At 39.3% G+C, this 12981-nt stretch carries 14 protein-coding genes; all 14 read left to right on the forward strand.

Annotated elements, in window-relative coordinates; genetic code table 11:
* The first annotated feature begins 39 nt into the window (after positions 1-39).
* Positions 40-1062 carry a methionine ABC transporter ATP-binding protein gene (locus tag U8D43_RS06135; protein WP_335870398.1) on the forward strand — a complete coding sequence of 341 codons (1023 nt, stop codon included), beginning with the start codon at positions 40-42 and terminating at the stop codon, positions 1060-1062.
* On the forward strand, positions 1059-1727 hold the full coding sequence (locus tag U8D43_RS06140) for a methionine ABC transporter permease (RefSeq protein ID WP_335870294.1): 669 nt from the start codon (positions 1059-1061) through the stop codon (positions 1725-1727). Before U8D43_RS06135 ends, U8D43_RS06140 begins: the two co-directional genes overlap by 4 nt.
* Before the next feature lie 12 nt (positions 1728-1739).
* Positions 1740-2549: a MetQ/NlpA family ABC transporter substrate-binding protein gene (locus tag U8D43_RS06145; RefSeq protein WP_335870295.1), complete on the forward strand. Its 810-nt coding sequence runs from the start codon at positions 1740-1742 to the stop codon at positions 2547-2549.
* 514 nt (positions 2550-3063) lie between these two features.
* Positions 3064-3363, forward strand: a complete 300-nt coding sequence (locus tag U8D43_RS06150) for a carboxymuconolactone decarboxylase family protein (protein WP_442893570.1) — start codon at positions 3064-3066, stop codon at positions 3361-3363.
* 389 nt (positions 3364-3752) lie between these two features.
* A complete protein-coding gene (locus tag U8D43_RS06155) occupies positions 3753-3911 on the forward strand; it encodes a YuzK family famiily protein (RefSeq protein ID WP_335870296.1) in 159 nt (52 codons plus the stop codon).
* A 241-nt stretch (positions 3912-4152) separates the two neighbouring features.
* Positions 4153-4938, forward strand: a complete 786-nt coding sequence (sufC, locus tag U8D43_RS06160; RefSeq protein ID WP_335870297.1) for a Fe-S cluster assembly ATPase SufC — start codon at positions 4153-4155, stop codon at positions 4936-4938.
* A gap of 23 nt (positions 4939-4961) precedes the next feature.
* Positions 4962-6263 carry a Fe-S cluster assembly protein SufD gene (gene sufD / locus U8D43_RS06165; RefSeq protein WP_335870298.1) on the forward strand — a complete coding sequence of 434 codons (1302 nt, stop codon included), beginning with the start codon at positions 4962-4964 and terminating at the stop codon, positions 6261-6263.
* Entirely contained in the window at positions 6263-7492 is a 1230-nt protein-coding gene (locus U8D43_RS06170; RefSeq protein ID WP_335870299.1) for a cysteine desulfurase, read from the forward strand. Before sufD ends, U8D43_RS06170 begins: the two co-directional genes overlap by 1 nt.
* Positions 7482-7919 carry a Fe-S cluster assembly sulfur transfer protein SufU gene (gene sufU, locus U8D43_RS06175; RefSeq protein WP_335870300.1) on the forward strand — a complete coding sequence of 146 codons (438 nt, stop codon included), beginning with the start codon at positions 7482-7484 and terminating at the stop codon, positions 7917-7919. Before U8D43_RS06170 ends, sufU begins: the two co-directional genes overlap by 11 nt.
* Before the next feature lie 30 nt (positions 7920-7949).
* Positions 7950-9347, forward strand: a complete 1398-nt coding sequence (gene sufB, locus U8D43_RS06180; RefSeq protein WP_335870301.1) for a Fe-S cluster assembly protein SufB — start codon at positions 7950-7952, stop codon at positions 9345-9347.
* 213 nt (positions 9348-9560) lie between these two features.
* Positions 9561-10406 carry a DUF72 domain-containing protein gene (locus tag U8D43_RS06185; RefSeq protein WP_335870302.1) on the forward strand — a complete coding sequence of 282 codons (846 nt, stop codon included), beginning with the start codon at positions 9561-9563 and terminating at the stop codon, positions 10404-10406.
* A 17-nt stretch (positions 10407-10423) separates the two neighbouring features.
* On the forward strand, positions 10424-11245 hold the full coding sequence (locus U8D43_RS06190) for a sulfite exporter TauE/SafE family protein (protein WP_335870303.1): 822 nt from the start codon (positions 10424-10426) through the stop codon (positions 11243-11245).
* A gap of 19 nt (positions 11246-11264) precedes the next feature.
* A complete protein-coding gene (locus U8D43_RS06195; protein WP_335870304.1) occupies positions 11265-12626 on the forward strand; it encodes a bifunctional metallophosphatase/5'-nucleotidase in 1362 nt (453 codons plus the stop codon).
* A gap of 45 nt (positions 12627-12671) precedes the next feature.
* Positions 12672-12974 carry a YunC family protein gene (locus tag U8D43_RS06200; protein WP_335870305.1) on the forward strand — a complete coding sequence of 101 codons (303 nt, stop codon included), beginning with the start codon at positions 12672-12674 and terminating at the stop codon, positions 12972-12974.
* The last annotated feature ends 7 nt before the right edge of the window (positions 12975-12981 follow it).

Below are 12981 nucleotides of genomic sequence, written 5' to 3' on the forward strand. Positions count from 1 at the left end.
TAAAGTGGCAAATAGCGTCAAGGAAAGCAGGTGATGGATTTGATTACAATTTCAAATGTGAAAAAAACATTTCAGACGAAAACCGGGACCTTTACAGCTGTAGATGAGGTCAATCTACAAATCCAAAAAGGTGAAATTTTCGGCATGATTGGCTATAGCGGTGCGGGGAAGAGCACGCTCATTCGAATGTTAAATGGTCTTGAGGTGCCAACTATTGGTGAAATCAATGTAAACGGACAACTGGTATCGAAAATTAAAGGGAAAGACTTAAGAAATGCAAGGGAAAATATTTCGATGATTTTTCAGCATTTTAATCTTCTCTGGTCCCGTACGGTTGCTGATAACATCGCCTTTCCGCTTGAGATTGCGGGAATAGAAAAAGCCGCACGGAAAGAACGAGTGCAAGAACTAATCAAATTAGTTGGGTTAGAAGGTAGAGAAGACGCATACCCCTCGCAATTAAGTGGTGGACAAAAGCAACGAGTGGGAATTGCACGAGCATTAGCAAATAATCCAGATGTATTGCTTTGTGATGAAGCGACCTCTGCACTGGATCCCGAGACGACCGATAGTATTCTTGAATTACTGGTGGATATTAATAAGCAGTTTGGTTTAACGATTGTTTTAATCACGCATGAGATGCATGTGATCAAGAAGATTTGTCACCGAGTGGCTGTCATGGAAATAGGGAAAATTGTGGAGACGGGCAATGTGCTCGATGTTTTTCAACATCCCAAGCAGCCGATTACGAAGCGATTTGTTCAACAAATTAGTGAACAAGAGGAAACGACTGAAACGATTGCGCACTTAGTTCAACGTTATCCGAATGGAAGAGTGGTCAAGTTAACGTTTATTGAGACCGCTGCAGAGCAACCTGTTATTTCATCGTTAATTCGGGAGTTTTCGCTTAACGTGAATATCCTGCAAGGGAATATTGCACATACTCAAAAAGGAGCATACGGTACCTTATTTCTTCATTTAGATGGGCCGCAAACTGAAATTGAACAATCAATTCAATTTCTTGAGAAACAGTCCGTGGGTGTGGAGGTGATCTCAGCATGATGACAACATTATTTCCAAACGTCAAGTGGGACAAAATGTGGGAAGCAAGTCTGGAAACATTGTATATGACAAGTATGTCTGTAGTGATCACCTTTTTCTTAGGAACCATACTAGGACTTATTTTATTCCTTACTTCAAAAGGGAACTTATGGGAGAACAAAGCGGTGTATGTAATTACTAGCGGCTTCGTCAATGTCTTTCGTTCCGTTCCGTTTATTATCTTAATTGTTCTACTTATCCCATTCACGAAATTACTACTTGGGACGATTCGTGGGGCAAATGCAGCTCTTCCAGCCCTGATCATCGGAGCAGCTCCCTTTTATGCCAGAATGGTGGAGATTGCTTTACGAGAAATCAACAAAGGAATCATTGAAGCTGCCCGGTCAATGGGGGCGAAAACGTCTACCATCATCTTAAAAGTGTTGCTTCCGGAATCGATGCCTGCACTTGTTTCAGGAATCACAGTAACAGCCATCGCCCTTGTAGGCTATACGGCAATGGCGGGCGTAATCGGTGCGGGTGGTTTAGGGAACTTAGCTTATCTCGATGGCTTCCAACGTAGTCGAGATGACGTTACTTTAATGGCTACCATTATTATTCTAATCATTGTGTTTATCATCCAAGCAATTGGAGACATCCTAACGAAAAAACTAGACAAAAGATAAGGGGAGAGTAAAATGAAAAATTGGATCAAAGGATTAGCCTTAGCAAGTGTATTTACATTAGCAGCATGCGGAAATGGAGATGATGCGGATAATAAAATTGTTATTGGTGCATCAAATATTCCTCATGCAGAAATCTTAGAAAAAGCAGCACCATTATTAGAGGAAAAAGGATATGAGTTGGAAATCGAAACCTATCAAGATTATGTGTTACCGAATAAAGATTTAGAAAATGGTGATTTAGATGCGAATTATTTTCAACATATTCCTTACTTAAATAAACAAATTGATGAAAGTGGTTATGATTTTGTCAACGCTGGTGGAATTCACATTGAGCCGATCGGGGTATATTCTCAAAAATATAATTCATTAGATGAGCTTCCAGAAGGAGCTGAGATTTTGCTTAGTAGTTCGGTTCCGGATCATGGTCGTATTTTATCCTTATTAGAAGAGAAAGGGCTAATTTCTCTTAAAGAAGGGGTAGAAAAAACTGAAGCCACTCTGGAGGATATCGTTGAAAATCCGAAAAATCTACAATTTGATTATGAATATGAAGCAGCTCTTCTTCCTGAATTATTTAAAAATGGAGAAGGGGATGCGGTGTTAATCAATTCGAATTATGCTATAGATGCGGAGCTTAATCCGCTAAAAGATTCCATTGCGATTGAAAACAGTGATTCACCTTACACAAATATTATAACGGTTCGAAGTGAGGATAAGGAGAATGAAGGAATTCAAGCATTGGTTGAGGTTCTTCGTTCAAAAGAAATTCAAGATTATATTTTGGCAGAGTGGAATGGAGTAGTTGTTCCAGTTTCTCAATAAGAGGGCTTCGATTCTCAAAGAGTTCTGCACTCTTTGAACGATAAATAAATATTATGATAGAGAAAAAAGCTTGGGAAATCACTTTCCAAGCTTTTTTTTCTGAATAAACAGCTCTGTGATTTGACTCGCTTTCTTATATCGAGATAAAAACCTGTTGGATAAAAAATTTGCTCATAGATTGTTTTCGATTGACTCATACTATTTTTGTGAAGGCTGCTTACACGAAGTATGTTGCTTTTCGAACCAGTCTATAAACGATGATATTGCACTGTTTCGGGGCATCTTTTCGTTTGTTTTTGATGTGAATCACCTGAAAAATGGAGGATTTCATCTAAAATTAGACTAAATAGCAACAATGTATCCGAAAAGAGTCTGAACATTAGAGAGATGGCCCTTTAAACAGGTGAATGCAAAATTACTATGTCAGGAAATGGAGCTGGACAAATTGGAACAAGAATTCGAAGTTCGAAATGCGACGGAAGCTGCGTTACTTGAATATAAAGAAGGTTTAGGGATGTTTACGAAGAAGATGCCCGATCTTGCCCATCATTATAATGCCTTCACTCAGGAGTGTTTTAAAGAAGGGAAGCTTTGTCAAAAAGAAAAACAACTGATTGCCCTTGGCATTAGTATCTATTCCCAAGATGAGTATTGCATTATTTATCATACGAAGGGCTGTTTAGACCAAGGTTGTACGGAAGAGGAGATTTTAGAAGCAGTCGGGGTAACAGCAGCTTTTGGAGGTGGCGCGGCTATGAGTCAAGCGGTGACACTTGTTCAAGAATGTATTGTTGAACTGAACGAACTAAAATAAGTCTATTTTCAAAGTAGGCTGTTCTCGCAAAGTTTGTTGCTTTTCGAACCAGTCTATAAACGTTGATATAGCTCTATTTCGGGCATCATTTCGTCTATTATTAATGGAGTTCAACAGTGAAATGGGCGATTTAATCAAAAATCAGATGAAATAGCCACATTGTATACGAAAAGAGCCTCAAAGTAAGAGGATTCGCTCGTAATATAGCTGAATTCTGCGACTGAGTAGGAGAAGTAAGTGCTTAGAGTGGGAGGGGAAGGCTAAAGTCGGATATAACGACTATTTACGTTTTGATTGCTTTTTGAAAGGGTAGTAACATTAAAGACGAGGTACAAAACTGAAAGGAATGATTTATTATCAGCTCTCTTAATATGGAGTACACAACCGATATGGAAAAGGCGATGCACGCTGCCCATGGTGTAGGCTATGAAGTGTACAAACGAAAGCATGACGTTCGCATGCAAGTAGAAAAAAGAAGAGAAAATGATTACATTCAAAGCAGAAGAATTATTGCAAACCTGGACCGAAAAGTTCACGGTAACTTATAATAAGGAAAAAACTCGGAAAACCAGTGAGAAAAAGTCGCTGGTTTTTTGTTTTGTTTCATGGATATTAGTGCAATATAATATATGGGTAAAGAGGAAAGAAGTTTCCAACACGTACATAGTGAAAACTAAAGATCAAGTAGTTGATTATAATTTTCATTTGTTATAAGATTGTAATGAGAATAAAATGAGAATGATTTTGCTTCGGCAATATTATCATATAAATGTCTTTGGAGGTATGATCATGTCAGGTTCAACTTTAATCATTAAAGATTTACATGTAGCGATCGATGGAAAAGAAATTCTTAAGGGTGTTAACCTTGAAGTTAATGGTGGAGAATTCCACGCAATTATGGGGCCAAATGGTACCGGGAAATCTACACTTTCTTCTGCAATTATGGGTCACCCAAAATATGAAGTAACAAGTGGAAGCATCTCTTTTGACGGAGAAGATGTATTAGAAATGGAAGTAGATGAGCGTGCCAAAGCAGGTCTATTTTTAGCGATGCAATATCCAAGTGAGATCAGTGGAGTAACCAATGCTGAGTTCTTACGTTCTGCTGTTAATAGCCGACGTGAAGAAGGGCAAGAAATTTCTCTTATGAAGTTCATCCGTACGATGGATAAAAAAATGGATTTACTTGATATGGATCCGGATATGGCTCAACGTTATTTAAATGAAGGATTTTCTGGTGGAGAGAAAAAACGAAACGAGATTCTGCAATTAATGATGATTGAACCGAAAATCGCTATTTTAGATGAGATTGATTCCGGTCTTGATATTGATGCTTTGAAAGTCGTTTCTAAAGGGATAAATGAGATGCGCAACGAGAACTTTGGTTGCTTAATGATTACGCATTATCAACGTCTTCTGAACTACATTACCCCTGATAAAGTCCACGTTATGATGCAAGGTCGCATTGTAAAGTCGGGTGGACCTGAACTAGCTCAACGTCTAGAAGCTGAAGGATACGAATGGATTAAAGAAGAGCTTGGTATTGAAGACGAAACTGTTGGTCAAGAAGCGTAATTGTTAGGAGGAGGAATAGGACTGTGGAAACGAAATTAACAGTAGATGCGGATTACGTAAATACCTTCTCAACTCAACTAGGAGAGCCAGAATGGTTAACATCTCTACGTAAGGAAGCATACGAAAAGGCAGAAGATCTTCCGATGCCTAAACCAGATAAAACCAAAATTGATAAATGGAACTTTACTTCATTCGAAACACATGATGTAAAAAGTCCAGCTTTTACTTCAATAGATGAATTACCTTTAGCAGTTAAAGAGCTGTTAAATAACAAAGAAGAAGCACAAAATATTTACATTCAGCGAAATAATACGCCTTCACTTGTATCACTTTCTCCTGAGTTAAAAGAGCAAGGGGTTATTTTTACAGATATCTTTACTGCTGTGAAAGAGCATAGTGAGTTGGTGCGAAAATATTTTATGAGTGCTGTCAAAGTAGATGAGCATAAACTAACGGCTTTACACACAGCTTTTCTAAATGGCGGAGTTTTCTTATATATCCCTAAAAATGTAGAAATAAAAGAACCGATCCAGTCCGTGTATGTGCATGATGATGAAAACGCGACGCTTTTCAATCATGTTTTAGTTGTAGCAGAAGATAATAGTTCAGTGACGTATGTAGAGAATTATATTTCTACATGCAAGACTGAAGAGGGTATCTTTAATCTTGTAACAGAAGTTGTCGCAAATGCGAATGCGAAAGTATTATTTGGTGCGGTTGACACCCTTACTGAAGGTGTAACAACCTATGTGAATCGTCGAGGTGTGGCCGCTCGCGATGCACGAATTGAGTGGGCACTAGGCTCGATGAATGACGGTAATACCATTTCTGAAAACGTAACAAATTTGATGGGTGACGGATCCTTCGGTGACACGAAAATGGTAGTTGTCGGACGTGGATCTCAGAAACAAAACTTCACCACTAAGGTTGTTCACTTCGGAAAGAATTCTGAAGGCTATATATTAAAGCATGGTGTGATGAAAGATGAAGCGAGTTCAATTTTCAATGGGATTGGGAAGATTGAAAAAGGTGCTTCTAAGTCCAATGCGGAACAAGAATCTCGTGTGTTAATGCTCAGTGAAAAAGCACGCGGGGATGCGAATCCGATTCTGCTTATAGATGAAGATGATGTCACAGCCGGTCATGCTGCGTCAGTAGGTCGTGTGGATCCTCTTCAACTGTACTACTTAATGAGTCGCGGGATTTCTCAAAAAGAAGCAGAACGCCTCATTATTCATGGATTCCTTGCACCTGTTGTGAACGTTCTACCAATTGAAGGTGTAAAAAAACAATTGGTCGAGGTCATTGAAGGGAAAGTGCAATAATGGATGTGAAAGAGATTCGTAAACAGTTTCCGATTCTCGACCAAGAAGTGAATGGCCATCCATTAGTCTATTTAGATAGTGCAGCGACTTCCCAAAAACCGATTAGCGTGATTAATTCTCTGAATGAGTATTATCGTGGGTATAACTCGAATGTTCATCGCGGTGTTCATACTCTCGGAACAAAAGCGACCGACGGTTACGAAGGAGCACGTGAAAAGGTTCGGAACTTCATCAATGCTTCTTCAATGGAGGAAATCATATTTACTAGAGGGGCTACTACCGCTCTCAATACCGTTGCGAAAAGTTATGGTAGGGCGAATGTTTCTTCAGGCGACGAAATTATTATTACGTACATGGAGCATCATAGTAATATTATTCCTTGGCAACAACTCGCCAAGGAAACCGGTGCTACTCTTAAATATATTCCGCTACAAGAAGATGGAACCATTTCAATTGAGGATGCTCGTGCAACGATAACCAATAACACGAAAATTGTTTCAGTTATGCATGTTTCGAATGTGCTCGGGACGATGAATCCGATTAAAGAAATAGCGGCTATCGCACACAGTCATGGAGCGATTATGATTGTTGATGGTGCACAATCCGCTCCTCATATGAAGATTGATGTGCAAGATTTAGACTGTGACTTCTTCGCTTTTTCTGGACATAAAATGTGTGCACCAACTGGAATTGGGGTTCTTTATGGGAAGAAGCATTTGCTCGAAAATATGGAACCAGTTGAATTTGGCGGTGAGATGATTGATTTTGTCGGTCTGTACGAATCAACGTGGAAAGAACTTCCTTGGAAATTTGAAGGGGGAACGCCCATTATTGCCGGTGCGATCGGTTTAGGTGCTGCGATCGATTTTCTTGAAGAAATTGGTTTAGATGAGATAGAAAAGCATGAACATAAATTAGCTGCTTATGCTTTAGAGAAAATGTCTGAAATTGAGGGTATGACAATCTTTGGACCAAAAGATCCAATGAAACGTGCAGGACTTGTCACATTTAATGTGGATGATGTTCACCCTCATGATTTAGCCACAGTGTTAGATGCAGCAGGAATTGCGGTTCGTGCTGGCCATCATTGTGCCCAACCATTAATGAAATGGTTAAACGTTTCAGCTACAGCTCGTGCAAGCTTTTATTTATATAACACAGAAGAAGATATTGATAAATTTGTGGCAGGGCTTGTAACAACAAAGGAGTATTTTAGCGATGTCTTTTAATAATCTCGATACATTGTATCGACAAGTGATTATGGATCATTACAAAAACCCTCGTAACAAAGGTGCGATTGAGGATGGAAGTATGAAAATTGACATGAACAATCCTACTTGTGGCGACCGCATTCACTTAACGATGAAAGTGGAAGATGGGATCGTCCAAGAGGCTAAGTTTGACGGCGAAGGATGTTCCATCTCAATGGCTTCTGCTTCGATGATGACGCAAGCAGTTAAGGGGAAAGATATTGAAACCGCCTTAAAGCTCTCAAATATCTTCTCTGACATGATGCTAGGAAAAGATTATGATGAGGATGTAGATTTAGGTGACATTGAAGCCCTGCAGGGAGTTGCCAAATTTCCAGCTCGAATCAAATGCGCGACACTTGCTTGGAAAGCGATGGAAAAGGGTGTCAACGAAGCGGAAGCTTAAGCATATACAATATGGAATGGAGGAATCAGCATGGCCAAAAAAATGCCAGAGATCGGAGATTATAAATACGGATTTAAGGATAAAGACGTATCAATCTTTCGTTCAAAACGAGGCTTAACACGAGAAATTGTTGAAGAAATTTCTCGCATGAAAGACGAGCCAAAGTGGATGCTAGACTTTCGTTTAAAGTCACTAGAGCATTTTTATAATATGTCGATGCCACAATGGGGCGGAGACTTAAATTCATTAGACTTCGATGAAATTACGTATTATGTCAAACCTTCTGAACAATCCGAGCGTTCGTGGGATGAAGTACCAGAAGAAATCAAGCAAACATTTGATAAATTAGGAATTCCAGAAGCGGAGCAAAAATACTTAGCGGGTGTTTCTGCTCAGTATGAATCGGAAGTAGTTTACCACAATATGCAGGAAGATTTAGAAGAAATGGGTATTGTGTTTAAAGATACGGATTCAGCTTTGAAAGAAAACGAAGAACTTTTCCGTGAACACTTTGCAAAAGTTATTCCACCAACGGACAATAAGTTTTCAGCGTTAAACTCGGCGGTATGGTCTGGTGGGTCGTTCATTTATGTGCCAAAAGGTATAAAAGTGGAAACCCCATTACAAGCCTATTTCCGAATTAACTCGGAGAATATGGGTCAATTCGAGCGGACGCTAATAATTGTCGACGAAGGAGCGCATGTTCATTATGTAGAAGGGTGTACAGCACCTGTTTACACGACGAACTCTCTTCACTCGGCTGTTGTTGAAATTATCATCAAAAAAGATGCGTATTGCCGATATACAACCATTCAAAACTGGGCGAACAACGTTTATAATCTTGTAACGAAGCGTGCGGTTTGTGAAGAAAATGCCACGATGGAATGGATTGACGGGAACATCGGATCTAAATTAACAATGAAGTATCCGGCCGTTATTTTAAAAGGTGAAGGTGCTCGTGGAATGACGTTATCCATTGCTCTTGCAGGAAAAGGTCAACATCAGGACGCTGGAGCGAAAATGATTCATTTAGCGCCAAATACCTCTTCAACGATCGTGTCAAAATCGATTTCAAAACAAGGCGGTAAAGTAACTTACCGTGGAATTGTTCACTTTGGTCGGAAGGCTGAAGGGGCACGTTCGAATATCGAATGTGATACGTTGATTATGGATAATGAGTCGACTTCGGATACGATTCCTTATAATGAAATTCTCAATGACAATATCTCGTTAGAACATGAAGCGAAAGTGTCTAAGGTATCAGAAGAGCAATTATTCTATCTGATGAGCCGTGGAATTTCAGAAGAAGAAGCGACCGAAATGATCGTCATGGGCTTTATTGAACCGTTTACAAAAGAATTACCAATGGAATATGCTGTTGAAATGAACCGTCTTATCAAGTTCGAGATGGAAGGTTCAATCGGATAATCCTATTTTCAGAAAAACACTTAGCTAGTAGCTAAGTGTTTTTTTTGACTAAAAAAAACGTCGATAAGTTAGAGAGAGGATATGAATTAAGGGTAGCCCCTAATCTTAGGTAGCTCCCGTTAATCTAGTTTCAAAATAGAAGGTTAAAACGTTGGTTGAGGAGAAAAGATGAGAATATGATAAACTAATAAAGACGTATAACGAGGTGGTATTATGATCTATATTGGTGTAACGGGATGGGGCGATCAGGATTCGCTATATCCCTCCTCTATAAAGCCAAATGAGAAACTAACCGAATATGCTGCCCATTTTCCAGTGGTCGAAGTAGATGCATCTTTTTATGCCATTCAGCCTCTGCGAAATGCAGAAAAATGGGTGAAACATACGCCGAAAGACTTTGGGTTTGTGGTCAAGGCCTATCAAGGAATGACAGGACATCAAAGAGGTGAGATTCCGTTCAAGTCTTCAGGGGAAATGTTTTCAGCCTTTATCGAGTCCTTACATCCGTATCAAGCAGCAAATAAGTTAGCGATGGTTCTGTTTCAATTTCCACCTTGGTTTGCTTGTACAAAACAGAATGTGGCGTATTTACGCTATTGTAAAGAAAGAATGGGGGATATTCCCTGCGCATTGGAGTTTCGTCATCAATCATGGTTCCAAAAGAAATACAGTGTAAGTACGATTGAGTATATGAAATCGTCCCATTGGATTCACTCAATCTGTGATGAGCCTCAAGCAGGGAGTGGATCTATTCCGATTGTCCTTGAAGCGACAAATCCAAAAGCTACTTTGGTTCGATTTCATGGACGGAATTTCCACGGCTGGAGGGCATCAGGACAAAAGAACTGGCGAGACGTCCGCTATTTGTATCGCTATAATAAAGCGGAGTTAGGCGTATGGAAAGAGTACATCGAATTTTTAAGCAAGGATTCTCAAGATATCTATATTCTATTTAATAATAATTCAGGTGGAGATGCAGCTGATAATGCAAAACACTTCGAAAAACTACTGAATATTGAATATGAAAACTTACATCCAAGACAATTAGGTTTATTTTAAGAAGTGGAGTGAATGAGATGGAATGGGTTTTGTTAGTGATGATTGGTTTAGCAGCAGGATCATTAGGAGCGTTAATAGGGCTAGGTGGAGGTATTATCATCGTACCAGCTCTCCTCTATTTTTCGAATTATACATCGTGGCTCGGACCAATTAGCCCCCAGGTGGCTGTAGGGACATCACTAGTCATTATGATTTTCACCGGTTTATCTTCCACCCTAGCGTATATGAAGCACAAAACGGTTGATTATCGGAGTGGTCTTCTCTTTTTTCTAGGGAGTGGACCGGGAGCAATTCTTGGGGCTTGGGTGAATCAATACTTAAACATGGAATCGTTTAACATTTATTTTGGTATTTTTATTATTTTTATATCGCTTGTGTTAATGTTCCGCGATAAATTAAAGCCCATCACATTTTCAAAAAAAGGGATAGAACGTCATTTTCAAGATGCAGCAGGAAATACATATAATTATAGCTTGCAGCCGATACTTGCTGTTGGAATTGCCTTTTTAGTCGGCTTTACTTCCGGGTTGTTTGGAATCGGTGGAGGTTCTTTAATGGTGCCTGCGATGATTTTGCTGTTTTTATTTCCACCACATGTAGCTGTTGCCACATCGATGTTTATGATTTTATTATCAGCACTAGTGAGTTCATTCACCCATGTTCTTCTAGGAAACGTCAATTGGTTGTATTCTTTAGCCTTAATTCCTGGTGCTTATGTTGGTGCCAAGCTGGGTGCGTTTTTAAATAAAAAATTAAAATCAGATTCTCTAGTTAGCGTGTTAAGAATCATTTTAATCGTGATTGGAGTAAGACTGATTTATCAAGGGTTCATGGGATAGTTAGTAAGGGGAGGATTTGATGATTGAAACCATACACATTTATCATACCAATGATCTTCATAGTCATTTAGAAAATTGGCCAAAAATCTCGCGCTTTTTAAAAGCCAAAAAAAGAGAGCATGAACTGGCTGGGGAAGAAGTAGTCCTGTTAGATTTAGGGGATTTCGTTGATAAATGGCATCCGTTAACGGAGGGATCAAAAGGAAAAGAAAATATTTCCTTATTGAATGAGGTTGGTTATAATGCGGTCACGATTGGCAACAATGAGGGGATTACATTTTCGTATGAAGATTTGAGCACATTGTACAGTAAAGCAAAATTTGACGTTCTTGTAGCAAATTTATACGAAAAAAACGGTGAAAGACCTGCGTGGGCAAAGCCAAATATCATTGTGGAAAGTAAACAGGGGTTTAAACTGGGTATTGCAGGGATTTCTGCTTATTACGAGCATTTTTATGATTTACTAGGATGGAGAATGACACCGCCACTAGATGAATTGGAAAAAGAAATTTATGATTTAAAAGAGGTCGACGGTTTCCTATTAATGTCTCACTTAGGCTTAGGGGATGATGAATGGATTGCAAGAGAGCACCCTATGGTTGATGTTATTTTAGGAGGTCATACTCATCACTTACTCGAAGAAGGAAAAATGGTCAATCAAACTCTTCTTGCGGCTGCGGGGAAGTATGGCTATTATATTGGTCACATCGAGCTCAAAATTGACTCTGTAAAAAAGGCCATTTTAAGAAAAACAGCCCAAGTGTATAAAACAGAGGAGCTTCCAGCGGAGCAACAAGATGACTACCAAATTGACGAGTGGGTTGAGCGAGGAAAACAGCTTCTTCAACAAGAGGTTGTAACGATAGAGCGCGATTTTACCACAGATTGGTTTAATCCATCCTCTTTACCTATGCTTCTATGTGAGGCCGTGCATGAATGGACGAAAGCAGACTGTACCTTAATTAATTCTGGGCTTGTGTTGGGAGACTTAAAAAAGGGTTCTGTCTCAGAATATGACCTTCATGCACTCCTGCCTCATCCAATTAATCCGTGTGCGATAACTTTATCAGGTGCCGAACTAAAAGAAGTCATCAAGCAAAGCTTTAATAAAGATTGGCCTACTCTTGAGTTGAAAGGACTAGGGTTTAGAGGGAAAGTAATGGGGAATTTTGTTTTTAAAGGACTAACGATTAATGAAAATCTTAACGAAATGTCTGTAAACGGGAAAAAGATCCAGTTACATGAAGAATATCGGTTAGGAACGACGGACATGTTTACTTTTGGTCACTTTTTCCCTGAGCTGAAACGAGCAAAAAAACAATATTATATGCCAGAATTTTTGCGAGATGTTTTGGCGTGGAAGCTAAAAAAACAGCACTGATAACGCTTCTTCATCATACATATATGGTGAAAGGAGCGTTAAAAGATGGTGAATTTATATCCTGTTGAGATAGAGGGACATACGTTTTTAGCGGTATCCGTTCAACTCCCTAAAACCAATTTGCTTGTTGTATCAAGTGACAAGGGATATATTATGTGTGGTGCATTAGATGTTACGTTATTAAATGAAAAATTAGCAGCACGCAAAGTATTAGCTGGAAGAGCAGTGGGGGTCAAAACAATTGATCAGCTACTCGATGCCCCACTAGAATCGGTCACAATCGAAGCAGAATCATTGGGTATTGTCCAAGGAACCATAGGGAGAGAGGCTCTGCTAAAAATGATCTAAAACAGCC

It is taken from the genome of Bacillus sp. 2205SS5-2, assembly GCF_037024155.1.
In the GTDB taxonomy this organism is placed as follows: Bacteria; Bacillota; Bacilli; order Bacillales; family Bacillaceae_K; genus Bacillus_CI.